Origin of the sequence: Mesobacillus selenatarsenatis SF-1 (genome assembly GCF_000813125.1) — a bacterium.
In the GTDB taxonomy this organism is placed as follows: Bacteria; Bacillota; Bacilli; order Bacillales; family Cytobacillaceae; genus Mesobacillus; species Mesobacillus selenatarsenatis.
Genome location: NZ_BASE01000044.1, coordinates 47,014 through 65,348, shown reverse-complemented (window position 1 = coordinate 65,348; position 18,335 = coordinate 47,014). Strand labels below are relative to the sequence as shown.

Genomic DNA, 18,335 nt, shown 5'->3' with positions numbered 1-18,335 from the left:
CACCCAGAGGTTTGTAACAAAAAATGGGCCAAGTGTAAAACTAAGATCATTGAAAATTCGGGTTCCGATACCACCCGAGACTTTCCATAGTTTATATGGGTGAGATAATACCAATAATATCGAGACTAAAGCTGTAACAAATATCGTGACCGGAAGAAACCGCTTTAATGAACGTTTGGGGTATAACAATAATGTCGACCACGATATGAGCAGCAAACACAGCCTAAAAATATTATGTAACATGGTTGCTCCTTTCTTAAACTAATTTAAACTTTTGAACTGCGTTATGCATAGTTTCTCCAAATATACAAAATATAATAATATAGTCTGGAAAAGTTATTGTTGTTTTAATCAGTTAAATATGATAAGTTAGACCACACACATGACTTTTGTCCTGTTAAGGAGAATTTTGCCATGATCAATGAAGAGGAAAAGTTAATCTTTTTAAAAGAACTCGGACGTTTAATTGATGATTATAAAAGATGTTGTGATGACGAATATCAAGAGCAGATTTATGAAGATATCATGCATTTAATTAATGTTATAAATTGAATCAAAAGGGTTACCTTTTACTTACTGCTTCTTTAATTGAAGCAGTTTTTTTCTATACAAAAAATTCCTCAAAAGGTATCATAGTAAAAGCAGGGAGAATTCTACGTCACCGGGGGGTTTGGAATTTTGGAAACAAATAGGCTCGAGGAGCTAGAAAGAAAAATTCAAGAATATGAAACGATTATTTCTGAAATGTCCGCGCCAATTATACCTTCTATTGTTCCTCAAACAATACTGATACCTATTACAGGGTTAATTCGAGCAGAGCGTTTTGATAAAATACGCGGGAAAGTTCTTAACTTTATCCATAATAAAGACATTGAAACGGCAATTATAGACTTAACGGATATTAGTGGAGAAAGAATTGAGGATGTATGCCTTGAAGAAATAGGCAGGGAGCTTCATGAGATGGCTTCTGCTATCTCATTGATGGGTGTCGAAACGTTATTTGTAGGAATGAATCCAGAATTGGTCAAGCGGATGGTCCTTGATGGAATAAAATTAGAAGCACAATCTTTTTCAACCTTTCAAGCAGCCTTAAAACATTTGATGAAGCAAAAGGGCGTGGAATTCAGAAAAATCTCAGAATAAGAATAACCCGCCAGGTTTTTCCTGGCGGGTTATTTTACGATAATTTACTTCTCTGGTTCTGAAGGAGTGGAGATCTCTTCTAAAGCTTGTCCTGCTTCATCATCCAGTTTATGAGTTACGGCAAGGTCTCCCAATGAAACAATTCCAATCATCTTTCCGTCTTCAACGATTGGGAGTCTGCGAATTTGTACGTCTGCCATCAAGTCTGCAGCTTCCTCGGCAGTCATATTGACAGTACCCCTCACTGGATCAGTTGTCATTACCTCGGATATTGGTGATTCCATTGAAGTGTTATCAGCAACAGCCTTCAGAATAATATCTCTGTCGGTAGCAAGTCCTGTCAGTTGGTCACCCTCACAAATTGGCATGACACCAACATCGAGATCTCTCATTTTTGCTGCCACCTCGTGAATTGGTGTATCAGGGCTGCAATATTCTACCTCTCTAGTCATTACTTTTTCGATATTCATACTGTATTCCTCCTTTAATTTGTGTATATATAAGGAATACCCGGATGCTATCAAGGGGAAACTGTTAGTTTTTTGCAGGTTGAGTTGTTAAAATATGAATAAATAACAAATTTACATAGGAACGAGGGGAAAGTAATGATTGATTTAAGAAGTGATACTGTCACGAAACCTACTGAAGAAATGCGTAAAGCCATGTACTCTGCTGAGGTGGGCGATGATGTATATAAAGAGGATCCAACAGTCAGGGAGTTGGAAGAAACTGCAGCTGAAATATTAGGAAAGGAAGCAGCCTTGTTTGTTACAAGTGGTACACAAGGGAATCAAATAGCGGTTCTAACTCATTGTCGGCCAGGACAGGAATTGCTTTTGGAGGAAGAATCCCATATTTTTTATTATGAATCAGGTGCTGTAGCTGCCCTTGCCGGAGTCCAGACCAGGACCATTCCAGGGGCCAGAGGAGCAATGGAGCCAAAAGAGGTTTTGAATGCAATTCGAACTGAGGATATCCATTATCCTGAAACAGGACTAATCTGTTTGGAGAATACTCACAACCGTGCAGGGGGAGCAGTCGTTCCTGTCGAAAATATGGAAGCAATCTATAGTATTGCACTAGCCAATAAAGTGCCTGTTCATCTCGATGGTGCAAGATTGTTCAATGCCGCAGCAGCTGCAGGTGTCGATGTGAAGGAATTCGCTAAATACACAGATACTGTTCAAATATGTCTTTCAAAGGGACTAGGAGCTCCGGTTGGCTCAATCATAGCTGGTAATGCTGAATTTATCACAACAGCACGCAAATGGAGGAAGCGCCTAGGTGGCGGTATGAGGCAGGCAGGTGTCATTGCTGCACCTGGTTTGATTGCCCTGACAAAGATGAAAGATAGACTTGGAGAAGATCAATGGAATGCAAGGGTTTTGGCTGAAGCAATCGAAACGATCCCGGGAATGAAGCTTGCCAGGCAGCCCGAAACAAATATAGTTGTCGCAGATGTAAAAGGCTTGAACATCACTTCAGATGTTTTTGTCGAGAGACTGCGTTCTGAAGGAGTCATCTCCGGTACATTTGGCCCTACTTTTGTTAGGTTCGTAACCCATTATGATGTAACAGAAGATCAAATCCAGGAGGCAATCGAAGCAATCGCCAAGGTAGCCAGACAATAAGAAAAAAGCTGGATGGCTCACATCCAGCTTTATTTTTCATCACCGATACATGGTCCACTTCCCGATATCCACGAAACCCAACCGCTTATATATCCGGCCTGCCTCAGGGTTGTCATAAAAGAGGCATAATAACTTTCCTTCATTCATAACGTCTTTAAAAAGTTTTTGCATTACAGCGGTTGCAAGTCCTTTTCGTCGATAATCGATGTGAGTACATACTCCAACAATCATAGCAGACATTGAATTTTCCGCAGCCGTAGAAGCTGAAGCAACCATCTGTCCATCCTGCTCAAGGTAATAGGTTCTCCCGGTACCTGTTTCCATAGATTGCATTAATATTTTGCGCGCATTTGGATTAGGATGAAATTCTTCAATCCCAGCTCTTAATTCGATTATTCGATCCAAATCTTCAGTATTTGCTTTTTTTATTTCACATTTTGTTTGTCCAATGAACTCATCAGTATTACATTCAGCGAAATATGTCACTTGCTTTTTGCCAAGTTCGATCCCAGGTATAGTCTCGAATTTTTCAACCAAATCACTTTTTCCAGATAAGAAAATTTTATCAGGGAATGACTTTATAATCTCGGAAAATTCTTTCACGGGTACTGTGCCAGTTTTAGCATAAGGTATGAAAGAGTTGTGGAACCGAAGCAAAATCGCTGATAAATCATGATCTTCTCCAAAAAAACCCCACAGCTCCTGGAAATCAGAATCATAACCAAACGCCTCAATATCACCAATTATGAAGAGGTTCAATGCAGCTTCATCTTTTAAAAAGTCCATAACCATTTCGTTATCACTTGCTTTTAGTTTTTTAATCATACCAGTTTCTCCCTTTCAAAGCTTTTAAGTATATTATTTTAAATGTTAGAAAAATACAAGTCTTTTTTTAATAGTGAAAAAATACTATTTCTACTGTGAAAGTCGTTAATTTGAATGGAGACTCCTAGAAATGTATAATGGCACTATGTCTTAAAAGGAAATAGGGGGGGATGGAGTATGTATATCGTTCATTCAACTGTGAACATACCAGAAAGCAAGGTTGATGAAGTGATAGGCATCTATCAAAAAAGATCTAGAATGGTAGATGAGTATGAAGGATTCATTTCCTTTCATTTGCTTCAAAACGAACAAAAGCCATCAGAGTTGACCGTTCAAATTTCCTGGGATTCAAAGGAAAATTATATAAAATACATTACCAGTGACGCATATAAGAAAGTTCATGAACTGGAAAAGAACTATCCAGACCAGGAACTTGCATCAATCCGACCATCTGTTGGGCGTTATAAGGTGGTAGCTGAATGAATCATTCAAAAATCAACGCTATTATAGAAGAGGTTACCGACGGAATCTACAAAGACAATCCAATCCTGCTCGAAAAATTCGGGGAACGTGGAAGAGAGAAATGCAAGGAGGATAATGAGCATCATATTAAATATCTTCAAACAGCGGCTGCCATGGGCGAAGAAAAATACTTCGTTGATTATGCTCTTTGGCTAAATGGAATCCTAACCTCCAGAGGGATGAAGACAGAGCACCTTGTTGATAATTTTCAAAGATTGAAGAACGCTTTTGAAAAGATGAATGCAGACGAACATTCAGGAGTATTGATCAAGTTGCTTGAAATCGCGATTGAATCATTATCAGATGATGCAATAATAAATGAATGAGGTGAGGTGACAATGGAGAAGGCTATAGAGCTTGCCCAACATTTGCTCGAGGGCGATCAGGATACCTCCTGGGAACTGATAGAAGATGAGCGAAAAGCTTCGAAGGACAGTTTATATATTTATGAAAATATCATTACTGCTGCAATGAGGCATATCGGTCACTTATGGGAAACCAACAAAATTACAGTCGCCGATGAACATTTGGCAACTTCGACTTGTGATTATATACTGGCACGGTACAATTGGCAAAATGGAATAGATAAGCAAATATCCTCTAATGGGAAAAAAGCGATGTTTCTTTGTGTTGAAAATGAACAGCATTTTCTTGGCCTGAAAATGGCTAGCCAGCTATTTAGTGAGTATGGTTGGGAAACAAAATTCCATGGTCCGAACCTTCCTCTGGAATATGTCAAAAAAGCAGCTGAGGAGTGGAAACCGGATGCTATATGTCTGTCGTTTTCAATCTTGTACCATGCAGAAAACCTTCGCCCATATATTAAAGAGTTAGAAGAGCTTCCGCATCACCCAGTGGTAATTGTTGGAGGACGACTGTTAAGTCAGTATGAATTTGAACGATATGGTTCTGATCGGACGCTTTTCCTGAAGAACCTGGAAGACGTAAATGATTGGCTTGATCGTCATCAGCATGGAGTGAAAATGAATGTCAGATGTTAAATATTCACCACAACCTTATTTTTTATTAGATCGTGACTTTAATATTCTTGAATTTTCCCAAATAGGCGCAGAGATTTTTTCAATAGGAGATATGTTTCTTGAGCTAGTGGACTGGGAAAGCCATAAGAAAGCAACAAATATACTAGGTAATAGAGAAAGCAGGGCAGAAGGTGAATTGATCATGAAAACAAAAGAATCCCCATATGCCCTGTTTGACATAAGTGTTAATTGGAATGAAGACAAAGGCCATGTCATTTGTATTGAGAAAGACCATCGACTTGCTGAGTTAGAAAGTATTGTTGAGAAACATCGCAAACGTCTAGCCGAAACGAATATTGAGCTTCTTGAAAAAAAAGAGCTGGTTGAAAAAACATTATTTGAGATTAAAAGTCTTTCCTGCCCATTCATTAAGTTAACAAAAAGCGCGGCATTGGTGCCTCTTTTTGGGAATTTGGACGAGGAACTGATCAGCCAAAATGAAAAAAGTGTATTGGATAAAACCCAGCAAGGGGGCTATCTGGAAATACTTTTCGATTTTAATGGAGTCGGAGATTTAACAAACGAAGGAGTAGAAGCATTCGTATCTCTTGTTAAGGAACTCCAGTTAATGGGGCTTCAGCCCTGTATTATTGGAATTAAGCCAAATCATGCCTTTTATCTTAATAATTCAAAAACAGTGCCGGATGTACCGTTCCTAAATAGTCTCAGCAAAGCATTTAACAAACTAATATAGAATGAACGCTTCGATAAAATTATCGGAGTTTTTTTTTTAGTCCCGATAAATGAGGTGAATTGGAGCTTGTTTTATGGGTCTTTTTTTCTATAAATGCCTTCTAAAGCAAGCGGTTTCCCAATATTATTGGATCATGATTTACCAGTTCGTTTATGCCATTTTCTTATCGTTAACGGCACTAAATTTAAATGTATATAAGGAAGAAACATGTTGAACAGAAATTGACTATCATGTTGGAAACGTGTTTTTAAATTGGAAATGCAAATGGTAATACACTTCCAAAATAGCGTCAATACTGTATTTTTGTGTTTCATTTTTCCCAAACAGATAGGCTCGGTTAACAGTTGATATTGGCTGAAAATTTAAAATATACTTATTTCTGCAGCCGGCAAGCTGTAAAATTTTTTGAAGGCGAGAGGAGCAAAAGAATGAAAAAGAAAAGAATATTCGGATCCGCAGTACTTAGTTTGGCAATGGGTGTTTCCATGTTTGCGACAGGGGCTTTTGGTGCTACAACACCAGAAAGCCAGGATACTTATCGAGTTTTGATTCAGGGTCCGAGTGCCGAGAAAGCGAAAGTGCAAGAACAATATGGCAAGCGATGGGACTTTGGTAATCAAGGATTTACAGCAGAAGTAAACAGCAAGCAATACCAGGCATTGTTAAAGAACAAAAATATCGATGTTTCTCAGGTTGGGATCCACACAATTGATGCTCGTGTTGAAGGAAATGGCAATGGTAAAGGAAAAGACAAGGGGGATTACACTGTCCAGGCATCATATCCATCTGACCAAACTCCTTGGGGCATTCAAGCGATCTATAATGATAACTACATCCAATCTACAAGCGGCGGCGATGGAATCAAGGTAGCTGTCCTAGATACTGGTATTAACCGCAACCACATCGACTTAACTGATAATGTCGAACAATGTAAAGACTTTACACAAAGTTCACCTTTGGTTAACGGAACATGTACCGACCGTCAGGGACACGGGACACATGTTGCCGGAACAGCTGTCGCCAATGGTGGTTATGACGGAGCAGGTATCTATGGTGTAGCACCACAATCTGAACTTTGGGGCTATAAAGTTCTTGGCGATAACGGTTCAGGTTACTCAGATGACATCGCAGGAGCGATTCGCCATGCTGCTGATGAAGGAGTACGAACAGGAACGAAAGTAGTCATCAATATGTCACTTGGATCAAGCGGAAAAGATTCAATGATCGCGAGCGCTGTTGACTATGCATACAGCAAAGGTGCGCTTGTAGTAGCAGCTGCTGGGAACAGCGGTCCATATGCGAACACTATTGGCTACCCTGGCGCATTGACAAATGCCATCGCAGTTGCATCACTTGACAACGCATTCGTCAACGGAACTCATAGAGTATCCAACTTCTCTTCTCGCGGAAACCCTAATACTGACGGCGACTACTATATCCAGGAAAAAGATGTTGAAGTTTCTGCTCCTGGCGGAGGCATATACTCAACTGCAGTAGATGGAAACTACACGACAATGAGTGGTACTTCAATGGCAACTCCGCATATTGCTGGTCTTGCAGCGAAGCTTTGGTCTTCTAACAAGTACTGGAGCAACTCACAGCTTCGTTCAGAAATCCAAAGACGGGCTAAGCTTTATGACATCAAAGGTGGAACAGGAGCAGCAACTGGAGACGATTATGCATCTGGTTTCGGTTTCCCACGCGTAAAATAATAAAAGCTGACAACTAGCCAGCCATCCGGGTTGATTGATCCGGGTGGCTTTATTTCATGATTTGTAGTAATATATGAAGAAATAATTTATAAAATATAGAATTTTTAAAAAATAGTACTTTTGGTCTGTTTAAAATGTTAGAAAAGATGGTAGATTAAAAGAAAACGGTAGGTGAACGTATGCAATTCGGACCACTCATTAAATTTTATAGGATCCAGCAAGGTTTAACACAGAAGGAACTGGCTAATGGCATATGTTCAGTTCCCCATCTAAGCAAGATCGAAAGCAATTCGAAGGAAGCTAACGAAGAAACAATGGGCCTATTGCTCGAGAGACTTGGCGTCAACCTTTCATCTATTACAGAAAATGAAGGACAGATTAAGCAGCTGGTCGGTGAACTGAATGAGAAAATTGATTATTACTTAAACGATGAAGCTGATGATGTAATGGAAAAACTAAAGGAGTTTGAAGGTATTATTCCATTTACTACAAATCTACATACATATGAGCTCGCTAAATATAGGTATTTAATATTTAAGGAACTGTTGGCTGACGCACAAAAGCAATATGATCTTTTAAACAAACAGAAGAATATATTTTCCCAACCTCAATTGGCTTTATTTTCCTATCTTTATGCTGTATGGTTATTAAAGAAGGGGATATATAAAAAAGCCGACGACTTATTAGGTTCCATTGGTAAAGATTCGAAGATTGAAATTTCAAGTGGTGAATTATTTTACCATCGAGCAATCGCCAAGACAACTTTAGAAGAGCCAGGTTATGCTATTTATTACGGAAAGCTTGCATTGCAAGAGTTCATGGAAGATCACAACTTTAAACGAATACTCCACGCAATGATGTTACTAGGAATTAATTATACTCACTCAAAAATTTACGAAGAAGCTCAAGAGTGTTTTAAACATTTAATCAGGAATGCAGAGTTATTAAAAGAAACCAAACTGCTTCCGGAGATTTATCACAATATGGGTTACTTGCAAAAGAAATTGGACAATTACGAAGATGCGATATTATTTTTTGAAAAGAGTAAAACCTTACAAACCAACCAAAACACCCATTATTTAATCACAACTTATTCTATTGGAGAGATATATCTAGAGTTGAGTAATGAAGATAGGGCTCGAGAAGCGTTTTTAGAGGTTTATGAACTATCCAAGATGTTGGGTAGTCGTAAATATAGAATACTTTCAAACTATTACTTAATGAATCTTGAATCCCCTGAGAAGTCGCTTGCCTATACAGAATCCAAAGTAATACCTTACTTGGAAGAAAGTGACGGAAAAAGTGAAGAGTTAATTGGATTTTACAAAATGCTATCAAACCACTATCAAAAGATAGGCAGGTTTGATCAAGCAGTAAAATATATTGAAAAAATTAATTAAATGGAGGAATGAAAATGAAAAAGAAGTTAGTTGCTTTACTTTCAACAAGTACAATGGCTTTAGGTGTTTTAGTTGCTGGAATGCCGCCAATTTTGCCTCCAATCTGATTAAATAAAACAAAAAAGGCCCATTTAGGGTCTTTTTTGTTTCTTGAATCAGGTAAGTTATTTCAAGAAGTCGGAAAAAATTATAGTCAAATTTCCTAAAACTATTAAAACCCTCATAAACTTGGGAAAATTTTCACTGCGTTAAATTACCCCCAGAACCCTCATATAATATACGAACTATTTTCACGAAGCCGGAAATACATTTTGTCCAGCTGAAATATATGAGGAGGTTCGGTATGGGAACAATTAGCATGGATATTGACGAGCTGTTGGATGAGACAACGGAAATTGCTGAAACTGATCTGAGTTTTACACTGAACCAAATTGAAATTGACCGTTTACTTGAAAATACACGCCATTGGTAAAAGATATTAATCCGTTCCAGGATTCACTGGGGCGGATTTTTTATTTTTATTGGATGTATCAGAACGTATGTACTATAATTAAAATAAGAATTTAACTTATGGGCCAGGTGAGTGGATGAAGAATCAAATTAAGATATCGGTAAGAACTTTGGCTGAGTATGTACATAGAAGCGGGAGTATCGTATCTGGGTTCAGGACTGCTTCATCTTTTACCGAAGGCTCACGAATCCATCGTGAAGTCCAAAATACATATAACGAGCATGATCAAAGTGAAGTTTTTTTAAAGACAGAAATAGAGTATGAAGGCCTTCATTTTATTATAGAAGGACGATGTGACGGGATTCTTTTAAATGGCGGACGTACTACCATTGATGAAATAAAGTCAACTTCTTTAAGCCTTGACCTTATCGATGAGGATACTAATCCTGCTCACTGGGCCCAGGCAGAATGCTATGCTTATATGTACATGCAGGAACATGAACTTGATTGTGTCGATATCCAGCTTACTTATGTACAGAAATCCTCTGGTGAAATGAAAAGATTCATAAGAACCCGCACATATAATGAGCTAAAGGAAGCCATATTGAATATGGTTTCTGTATTTGCTCCTTATGCGAAATTACATTTAGAGCATGAAATGAAAAGAAAACAGAGCATAAAAGACCTGGAATTCCCTTTTGCTCAATACCGTAAGGGACAGAGGCAGCTTGCTGGTTCAGTGTATAAAACAATCCAGGAAGAAAAGACTATTTTCGCTAGTGCTCCTACAGGTATCGGCAAGACAATATCCACAATCTTTCCGTCCGTCAAAGCTATAGGCGAGAACCACCTGAAAAAGCTTTTTTACTTAACTGCCAAAACAACGACAAGGCAAACAGCAGCGGAAGCTTTCAGTCAACTGTTTGCTAAAGGTCTTCATATGAATGTAGTAACCATAACAGCAAAGGACAAGGTTTGTTTTACTGAACAAGGGATATGCACCAAGGAGCATTGTGAGTTTGCGGATGGCTATTATGACAGAATAAACGAAGCAATACTCGATATTTTGCATAATGAAAACTCTTTAGACAGGCTTTGTATTGAAAAATACGCCCTCAAACATAGGGTTTGCCCATTCGAATTTTCTCTGGACCTTGCATATGCGGCTGATACAGTCATTTGTGACTATAATTATATATTTGACCCAAAAGTTTCTTTAAAGCGTTTATTTGATGACCATAAAAAAGAAACTGTGCTTCTTGTTGACGAGGCCCACAACTTGGTTGACAGAGGCAGGGATATGTTTTCATCCACTATGGAAAAGGCGCCATTTTTGCAGATTAAAAGAGAGTATAAAGAGAGAAATAAGGATATTCATGATATTACCAATAAGCTTAACGACTTCTTTATCAAAATAAGAAAGCAGGCTGAACCGTCTAAAACGATTCAGTTCAAGGAGCCAATTGGGGAGTTTAATCCGTTAGTGCTGGAATTTATTGACCATGCTGAAAAAGAATTGCTAAGAGAGAGTCCAGGGGATTCAGAGCTTTTGCTTGAAACCTATTTCTCCGCGCAGAACTGGCAAAGAATAAGCAAGCTAGTTGACGAAAGGTTCATTTTATATGCAGAGGTTCAAAGGAATGAGGTTATAGTAAAGCAATTTTGCCTTGATCCTTCTTATCTGATCAAGCAAGCAGGTAAAAGCTTTAAGGCTCGTGTTTTCTTTTCGGCGACTTTGAGTCCAATTGGTTATTACATGGATATGTTGGGTGGAGATGATGATGATTATGTTGTCAGAATTCCTTCTCCATTTTCACAAGAACAAAACCAGGTAATGATTCATCCTTTATCAACAAGATATAAGGATAGAGAGAACTCGATACAACCAATAGTTAAAACACTGATCGAAACCATTCAAAGCAAGCCAGGCAACTACTTAGTCTTCTTTCCTTCCTATCTATATCTTAATTCGGTATTGGAAGAATGGAATCTTGGCGATCACGGTATACCTACAATTGTACAAGGAACAGGAATGGCAGATGCCGAACGTGAAGCGTTTCTGGAATCCTTTAAAGCAGATGGATCAGGTTCATTGGTAGGGTTTGCCGTCCTGGGAGGTGTTTTTTCAGAAGGAGTGGATTTAAAGGGTGACCGATTGAATGGTGTAATAGTAGTAGGTGTTGGTCTGCCTCAGATCGGCTTTGAGCGGGATTTGATCAAACAGCATTTTTCATCCAAAGGGAAAAATGGATATGATTACGCCTATGTTTATCCTGGCATGAACAAAGTGCTTCAGGCTGGCGGCAGATTGATACGCTCAGAAAAAGATACAGGAACAATCATATTGATCGATGATCGGTATTTACAGCAAAAATACCAATCCCTGCTTCCAGATGTATGGAGAAGATATGTGATTTTATAGGGAAACATCCTGCTTGTAGTATAGGATGTTTTTATTTTGTATTTTTTTAGAGGATTTAAAGCCAAAGCGGCGAATCTTCCGTCTAATGAATAAGAACGGTAACAAGGGGGTGCACCTATTGCTGAAGTTGATTAAAAAAGCACAGAAGGGAAATGACAAAGCATTTCTCGAGCTTTTCCAGCAATATGAGCAAGATCTATACAAGATGGCGTTTATATATGTGAAAAACCAGAATGACGCATTGGATGTTGTACAGGAAACAGCTTACAAGTCTTTTAAATCCATTAAAGAACTGAACGAGCCTAAATATTTTAAGTCATGGCTGATCAGAATAGCCATCAGCTGTTCTCTCGACATTCTAAGAAAAAGGAGAAAGGTTGTGCCGCTGAAGCCCGATTTTGATGAATTTATTTCCGGAGCAGTTGATGAAGATTTAACATCCGAAATTACATTAAAGGGATTGATTGAAGAGCTGCGGGAGGAAGAAAAAAGTGTAATCCTTCTTAGATTTTATCAAGGAATGACTTTAAGAGAAGTTTCAGAAACATTGAATATACCACTAGGTACAGCAAAGACAATATTGTACCGGGGATTGGGGAAGCTTCGCAAAGATTTGGAGGGAGATGAGGCAAATGAGCAATAAAAACCGATCAGAAATGAATAAAATTGAAATCCCAAAAGAATTGAGTGACCGGAGCAGAATAGGGATTGAAAAGGCAAAAATGGAGATAGGAAAAAGCAATAAAAAGAAATGGCTCGCCTTTGCAACACCCGGCATTGCTGCGATCATTGCCTTGGGAATCGCCGGTCCTGGATTGCTTTCAAATAAACCTCCTGAAAATCCTGTGATTCAAACGGTAAAAACCAGTCATGCTTTTGATGTTACTGACCCTCAAAGGCTTGTCGGATGGGCTGACAATGTGTTCGTTGGAAAAGTCATAAAGATGTCTGGAACTTCTGAAGAAAGAGGAATGCTTGAAACACAGTTCAAAGTGGAGGTGGCTGAGAATATCAAGGGTGAATTACAAGATGAGGTAACAGTCAATCAGCAGGGGGGCTATGAAGGGCAGAACCTGATACTGGTGGAGAATGACCATCTGCTAAAAGAAGGAGAAAGCTATTTATTTGTATCGAGGAAGAATGAAGAACAGGACTGGCATACAGTTGTTCCGGTTTACGGAGACATTATGATCGAAAGTGAAGCACATAAAGAAGAAATGCTGAGCAAATACAAAAAGGCATATCAGGAAGAAATTCCATTTGAGTAAGTTTAAAAGACCAAGATTCTTGGTCTTTTATCTTTCTTGGAAAAAATCATTAATCCTTATCTTCATTTTTTCTTTATTACTATTAAATTGGTGAAGGCGATGGCCATTCGCACCTGAAGGGTGTGGGAATCCGTATAAGACATTATTTTCCTTAATTATGCCTGCTCGCGTATATTCTGCTATGATTTCCTCGACTCCTTTACCAAGCGGGATGATCAGAGCATCCTTAAGTAAGGCAGCCTGGGGCTCGAAGAATTCTGCCAGAAAAGAAGTCAATAATTCATTCTTCTTGATTTTCGGGCTATGGCCGGTATAGTTCTTTCCATTGATAAAGACTGCATAAGGAATGAGAGAAGTGGTATGAAGCAGGTAATCTTTATCGTTAAAAAGCTTCTCGCAGCTTTTTAAATCCAAAAAGTTATTCAGGTCTAAATCATTGAGCATTTGGATGATGTTACTGCGAAGTACCCCATAAAACCTTGCCTCACGCTTACAAATATAAGCTACCTCATCAAGAGAAAGGTTTTCCTCTAAACATTTTCGGGCAACCGCAATCGACTTACTCATTTGTTGGTACCCGGGTGTAATTCCTACAATAAACACTTTGGCCTTTTTATTGATATATTCGTTATGAGTGCAATAGTAAATTTCAATGTTATTTTCCTTGGCCATCATAAAATCCAAAGTTAATAGTTCGCCTCGACTATAACTTTCTTTTAAAGGGAGATTTGCAATTTTCTTGTAGTATTTCTCCAGCTTGTTCATGCTTATCCCCCATTACATTAAAAGTTGCTAATTTCAGTTATTACCTTTTTCAATACATCAATCGAATCAACTGGCCGATCTGCATAGTTGAGACTGTGCTCTGTTCCAGGCAGTAAAAGTGTCTGTATATTTTCCTTTTCTTTCAGTTTCTCAAATTTTTCAGATATAAAACATGGATCTTCATCACCAATGATGCAAAGACCATTTTGTGATGATGAAAGCATCTTATCCATAACATAATCCAATTGCAGAAGCGGAGTAAGCCAGACAATTTTTGCGTTTTTTAATGAAATTCGTTCTACTATTGAAGATAGCGCTATCGTTCCCAGTGATTTTCCGATTAAAGTATAAGTTTGGTATGGCTGGTACTTAAGGATATGATCTAGTACTGAATTGACATCCTCCGTTATTTGACGTATTTCTTCTTCCAAGGTTAAAGATTCTGATTGAACAGTATTGTAATCATAGTTAACATGAAGAACATCAAAACCTTTATTTAAAAAGACTCCAGTAGAATAATGAAATAAAGGTCCCTGGACAGTATATCCTCTTCCAGGTAGCATGACGACGAGGGAACTTGCTTGCTTATTCTGTTTGATAAGTTGAAATGGAACTGGCTGGTTCTTGTAACCGGCGACAGAACCTTTGGTAAAAGTGTACATTTTCATAGCTCCTTAAAAGTTTTCTCTATTATACATGAATTTTCAGAAAATGGAATTGCAAAAATATATTGACTTTGACGCTGCGTCATAGTTTACGATCTTAATGTGGAGGTGATCGAGATATGTACAAAGTAAAAGAAGTTGCGGAGACGACTGGAGTAAGTGTGCGGACTCTGCATCATTATGATCGTATTGGTTTACTCAAACCGGAGGAGGTATCCTCTGCTGGGTACAGACTTTATTCAGATGAAAATCTTGAGCGCCTACAGCAAATTTTAGTTTTCAAGGAAATGGATTTTTCTCTTCATGAAATCAAGGATATTATTGATCGGCCAGAGTTCAACCGCAAAGAAAATCTCAAAAAGCATAAAGAATTGCTTTTAGCGAAAAAAAAGCGGCTTGAAGAGATTATCCGGACAGTGGAAATGACAATTGATTCAATAGAAGGAGGTTATCAAATGGAGAATAAGGATATGTTCAAAGGTTTTGATATGAAGGAAATCGAAGAACATCAGAAGAAATATAGTGAGGAAGCGAAGGGAAGATACGGTAAGGAGACTGTCGAAAAAGTAGAGAAGAGGACCGCTGGATATTCTTCTGAAGACTGGGGGGAAATCCAGAATAAGACAGATGAAATTTATAAGCGGATCATGGCCGGAATGGACTACGGTCCAGAAGACCCGGGAGTGCAGCGGGCAGTAGCGGATTGGCGCCGGTTTATCACTGATCATTATTATGATTGCACCCTGGATATATTTCGCGGTCTTGGGGATTTATATGTCGATGACCCACGGTTCACAAAAAATATAGACAAATACCAACAAGGACTAGCAGCGTTCTTTAAAGAAGCAATACATTACTATTGCGATCAGCAAGAAAAGTAAATCAGATTAATATACCCGAGCAGCCAATTGATATTGGCTGTTTATTTGTTTCTGAGTGAAACAAATCTCTATTTCCTACGTATTAAGATATAGCGTTACAGCTCTTTTGTCTGCTTAGATGTTTATAGATTCCATAAAAGTGAATGAGGGTATTACTAGTATGAAGGAGGTTTTTTTATGAAAAAGTTTTTTAAAAGAATTAGGCTTATATTTAAAGTAAAAAGGTTTTTCCCTTTTTTAATAGAGTTCTTTACTTCTAAAATGGTCCCAGTAAAGCAAAAAGTCATTTCAACTGGTTTAATCATCGGCTATTTTCTGCTGCCGTTTGATATCATCCCAGACTTCTTAACCCTGATAGGGATTGTAGATGATGTAGGCGTGCTGCTTATCATTTTCCAACAAATAATAAAAATGGCTCCCCCTGAGTTAAAGGAAAAACATAATCTAGATTAAAAGGCAGATAGATAAATCTAATACATGGAGTCATTGGACCACCATGATCTATCCGGTGTGGCGATGATAGACACAATGGTTGCCCACCAGTTATTCCAGCTTTTAAATGCATTGAAATTAATAGGCGTGAAGACAACACTTTCTGGTATCAGGCCTGAAATAGCCCAGACAGCCGTACAGCTCGGGCTTTCCTTTATAGAAACAGAAGTTCGAACAAGCCTGGCCCAGGATCTTGAGCAAAAATAATATGTCTGTCTTCGTAAAGATTGTTGTTAAAATTCTAAAGCCGATTTTAACGATTTTGTAGGTAGGTATTAAGTTTGCATGCTCGTTTCTCTTTCTAAAAGTCGACTTTGCGAAGATACGCGGTTCATTCAATTCTAATTTGTATTCACTGCAATATAATTTGAGAAAAGAGCCAACAAAAGTAAAAGGCTTTCCATTGTGGAAAGCCTTTTACTTTTGTTGTTTAATAAAATTATTTAGTTGTGGATATCTACATGCAGTATTCGTGAACCAGCTCCAGCGCCTAGCCCCTCGAGTCTCTTGCGCTTTTTATTCTTAAGCCATTATATATTGATCTTCACGAAATCCAGTTTTATTCTGAACGATCTCATCTACTTCAGAACCATCAAGTGTTTCTTTCTTTAGCAATTCTTCTACTAGTCGTTCAAATTGATTCTGGTGGGCATTTATGATCATTTCGGATTTTTCTAAAGCGTCATCGAAAAGTTCCTGCATTTTTGTTTCTTTTAAGCCTTTGCTAAATGTAAGTGAGAAACCTTCCTGAAGCAATCCGGTGTCTACCATTTGCTCAATGATCTGTTTAGCCTGTTGGACATCCCCGCTTACCCCGATACTGTGCTCACCAAGAATCAACCTTTCAGCGACACCGCCTGCAAGAATCATGGCAATCCGGTCGATCAAGTCGCTGTGTGTGGACAATTGAAGCTCTTTTGGAATTGGAGCCACATAACCGAGTGCCTGTCCCCGAGGAATGATCGTTGCTTTACGGACTGAACCAGGTTTAGTGACAGCTGATACGAGAGCATGTCCCGCCTCATGGATTGCTACCCTGCGCTTTGTGTCGGCATCCTGAAGGGTGCGGGACGTGCTACCTAGTATTGTTCGATCGAGAGCATAATCTATATCACTCTTCGAAATGAAATCCTGTCCATTCCTTAACGCTCGTCTACTGCCAGTTTCAAACATTGAATGTAACTCTGCGCCTGAGAATCCAGAAGTACTTTCTGCCAGGTCATCCAATGATGCTACTACATTGTCAGAAAGGTTTTTCTCTTTAATATGGATATCGATGATTTCCCTTCTCCCTTTCGTATCAGGAAGAGGGATGTTAAATGAGAAATCGATACGTCCAGGGCGCAGGAAAGCATCATCAAGCATGTCTTTTCTGTTTGTTGCAGCAATGAAAAGAATGCCATCGTTAGAATGTCCCCCGTCAAGCTGGACAAGAAGCTCTGTTAATGTCTTTTCACCTTCTTCACCGCCATGGGGTTTACGCTTGCCTGCAAGAGCATCGACTTCATCGATGAAAATTACAGCAGGGCCTTGCTTGCGGGCACTTTGGAACAAGCTGCGGACACGCGATGCACCTACGCCGATGAACATTTCATTAAATGCAGATCCACTGGCTGAGAAGAAATTGGCATTCAATTCACGTGCAATAGCTTGTGCGAGTAAGGTTTTTCCTGTGCCTGGAGGTCCGTATAATAGAATCCCCTTTGGAGGCTTAATGCCCATCTTTGATGATTGATCTGGATTTTTCAAGATTGATAGAGTCTGGATGATTTCCTCTTTCATTTCTTCTTGCAATCCACCTACATCTGCTAAGGTAATGGAAGGCAGGGGGTTAGGCTTTGATAAACTGTTTTTCATTCTATTGCCTGTGCCTATACCTCCTGTTTTCTTTTGGATCACGAACGCAGTACCCATCAACAGCAATAAGACTCCACCAAGGATCCAAGCGCCATACTTGCTGTTGTTCATATACTCATAGTTTATATTATATTTCTCTACTAATTTTTCAACCATCTGGCTGCCAGGAGGAACTTGGGAAACAAATGTGGAATCTTTTGTCTCCAGTACAAGTGTTCCATCCATTTTTTCAATAAGTGTTGCTTCGCCACCATTTAGGCCCTCAATGGACTTGACAAGCGAAGAAAATGGAACCGATACTTTATCATCAGTATTTTGAACGACAAATGTCGCTGCTAACGTAATTATGACCATAAACGCCGCAAAAAGCGGAAGGATCTTAGAAACAAACTTCGGATTTGAATTCATAGTTTCAGCTCCTTATTAATTCTAAATACCATTATAAGTAATATACCAACGTTATGAATGGGTAAATTGTATGACTCGCAGTGGTAAATAAATGAAATTAATAGGCTTGATGTTTAGAAATGTTGCTAAGACGGGTATAGAGCAGGTTTTTTGTATTTG

The 18,335-nt window shown here is 38.7% G+C and carries 20 protein-coding genes and 1 pseudogene; 16 read left to right on the top strand and 5 right to left on the bottom strand.

All coding sequences use genetic code 11. The features are described 5' to 3' along the window. The first annotated feature begins 414 nt into the window (after positions 1-414). Together TY49_RS24960 and TY49_RS10025 are read left to right on the top strand one after the other, a co-directional pair. Entirely contained in the window at positions 415-552 is a 138-nt protein-coding gene (locus TY49_RS24960) for a hypothetical protein (RefSeq protein ID WP_023614008.1), read from the top strand. 126 nt (positions 553-678) lie between these two features. Next, positions 679-1,143, top strand: a complete 465-nt coding sequence (locus TY49_RS10025; RefSeq protein ID WP_198135606.1) for an STAS domain-containing protein — start codon at positions 679-681, stop codon at positions 1,141-1,143. Between the two features lie 44 nt (positions 1,144-1,187). On the opposite strand, the gene TY49_RS10020 is transcribed toward TY49_RS10025, so the two are convergent. Further along, positions 1,188-1,613 (bottom strand): CBS domain-containing protein, encoded by a 426-nt coding sequence (locus TY49_RS10020; protein ID WP_041965769.1) that lies wholly within the window; start codon positions 1,611-1,613, stop codon positions 1,188-1,190. A gap of 135 nt (positions 1,614-1,748) precedes the next feature. On the opposite strand from TY49_RS10020, the gene ltaE reads away from it, so the two are divergent. After that, positions 1,749-2,774 (top strand): low-specificity L-threonine aldolase, encoded by a 1,026-nt coding sequence (gene ltaE / locus TY49_RS10015; RefSeq protein WP_041965768.1) that lies wholly within the window; start codon positions 1,749-1,751, stop codon positions 2,772-2,774. Positions 2,775-2,813: 39 nt separating this feature from the next. Here the strand turns inward: ltaE and TY49_RS10010 are convergent, their stop codons facing one another. Further along, the gene (locus TY49_RS10010; RefSeq protein ID WP_041965767.1) at positions 2,814-3,599 is read right to left on the bottom strand and encodes a GNAT family N-acetyltransferase; all 786 of its coding nucleotides are present in this window, start codon (positions 3,597-3,599) and stop codon (positions 2,814-2,816) included. A gap of 177 nt (positions 3,600-3,776) precedes the next feature. On the opposite strand from TY49_RS10010, the gene TY49_RS10005 reads away from it, so the two are divergent. The 10 genes from TY49_RS10005 (at position 3,777) to TY49_RS09965 (ending at position 13,108) form a co-directional block, all read left to right on the top strand. After that, positions 3,777-4,082 (top strand): antibiotic biosynthesis monooxygenase family protein, encoded by a 306-nt coding sequence (locus TY49_RS10005; protein ID WP_041965766.1) that lies wholly within the window; start codon positions 3,777-3,779, stop codon positions 4,080-4,082. Continuing rightward, the gene (locus tag TY49_RS10000; RefSeq protein WP_041965765.1) at positions 4,079-4,447 is read left to right on the top strand and encodes a bilin-binding protein; all 369 of its coding nucleotides are present in this window, start codon (positions 4,079-4,081) and stop codon (positions 4,445-4,447) included. The genes TY49_RS10005 and TY49_RS10000 overlap by 4 nt, the downstream gene beginning before the upstream one ends. Before the next feature lie 12 nt (positions 4,448-4,459). Beyond that, positions 4,460-5,122 carry a cobalamin B12-binding domain-containing protein gene (locus TY49_RS09995; RefSeq protein WP_041965764.1) on the top strand — a complete coding sequence of 221 codons (663 nt, stop codon included), beginning with the start codon at positions 4,460-4,462 and terminating at the stop codon, positions 5,120-5,122. Beyond that, positions 5,109-5,855, top strand: a complete 747-nt coding sequence (locus tag TY49_RS09990; protein WP_041965763.1) for an STAS domain-containing protein — start codon at positions 5,109-5,111, stop codon at positions 5,853-5,855. The genes TY49_RS09995 and TY49_RS09990 overlap by 14 nt, the downstream gene beginning before the upstream one ends. A gap of 428 nt (positions 5,856-6,283) precedes the next feature. Continuing rightward, a complete protein-coding gene (locus TY49_RS09985) occupies positions 6,284-7,567 on the top strand; it encodes a S8 family peptidase (RefSeq protein ID WP_041965762.1) in 1,284 nt (427 codons plus the stop codon). Between the two features lie 179 nt (positions 7,568-7,746). Beyond that, a complete protein-coding gene (locus TY49_RS09980) occupies positions 7,747-8,967 on the top strand; it encodes a helix-turn-helix domain-containing protein (RefSeq protein ID WP_041965761.1) in 1,221 nt (406 codons plus the stop codon). A gap of 343 nt (positions 8,968-9,310) precedes the next feature. Beyond that, the gene (locus TY49_RS25415; protein WP_264190894.1) at positions 9,311-9,439 is read left to right on the top strand and encodes a hypothetical protein; all 129 of its coding nucleotides are present in this window, start codon (positions 9,311-9,313) and stop codon (positions 9,437-9,439) included. Between the two features lie 115 nt (positions 9,440-9,554). After that, entirely contained in the window at positions 9,555-11,840 is a 2,286-nt protein-coding gene (locus TY49_RS09975) for an ATP-dependent DNA helicase (protein WP_041965760.1), read from the top strand. 118 nt (positions 11,841-11,958) lie between these two features. Continuing rightward, positions 11,959-12,483 carry a sigma-70 family RNA polymerase sigma factor gene (locus TY49_RS09970; protein ID WP_232310429.1) on the top strand — a complete coding sequence of 175 codons (525 nt, stop codon included), beginning with the start codon at positions 11,959-11,961 and terminating at the stop codon, positions 12,481-12,483. Continuing rightward, entirely contained in the window at positions 12,473-13,108 is a 636-nt protein-coding gene (locus TY49_RS09965; RefSeq protein WP_041965758.1) for a hypothetical protein, read from the top strand. The genes TY49_RS09970 and TY49_RS09965 overlap by 11 nt, the downstream gene beginning before the upstream one ends. Positions 13,109-13,135: 27 nt before the next feature. On the opposite strand, the gene TY49_RS09960 is transcribed toward TY49_RS09965, so the two are convergent. Together TY49_RS09960 and TY49_RS09955 are read right to left on the bottom strand one after the other, a co-directional pair. Further along, the gene (locus tag TY49_RS09960) at positions 13,136-13,873 is read right to left on the bottom strand and encodes a uracil-DNA glycosylase family protein (protein ID WP_041965757.1); all 738 of its coding nucleotides are present in this window, start codon (positions 13,871-13,873) and stop codon (positions 13,136-13,138) included. Positions 13,874-13,890: 17 nt separating this feature from the next. Then, complete coding sequence (locus TY49_RS09955) at positions 13,891-14,535, bottom strand: alpha/beta family hydrolase (protein WP_041965756.1); 645 nt, start codon at positions 14,533-14,535, stop codon at positions 13,891-13,893. Positions 14,536-14,657: 122 nt separating this feature from the next. On the opposite strand from TY49_RS09955, the gene TY49_RS09950 reads away from it, so the two are divergent. The 3 genes and pseudogenes from TY49_RS09950 to TY49_RS09940 form a co-directional block, all read left to right on the top strand. Next, complete coding sequence (locus TY49_RS09950; RefSeq protein ID WP_041965755.1) at positions 14,658-15,419, top strand: MerR family transcriptional regulator; 762 nt, start codon at positions 14,658-14,660, stop codon at positions 15,417-15,419. A 177-nt stretch (positions 15,420-15,596) separates the two neighbouring features. Then, positions 15,597-15,872 carry a YkvA family protein gene (locus TY49_RS09945; RefSeq protein WP_041965754.1) on the top strand — a complete coding sequence of 92 codons (276 nt, stop codon included), beginning with the start codon at positions 15,597-15,599 and terminating at the stop codon, positions 15,870-15,872. A 45-nt stretch (positions 15,873-15,917) separates the two neighbouring features. Then, a pseudogene (locus TY49_RS09940) lies at positions 15,918-16,118 on the top strand (STAS domain-containing protein); the annotation flags it as partial. Between the two features lie 315 nt (positions 16,119-16,433). Here TY49_RS09940 and TY49_RS09935 read toward each other — a convergent pair. After that, a complete protein-coding gene (locus TY49_RS09935) occupies positions 16,434-18,176 on the bottom strand; it encodes an AAA family ATPase (RefSeq protein ID WP_041965753.1) in 1,743 nt (580 codons plus the stop codon). Positions 18,177-18,335 lie beyond the last annotated feature (159 nt).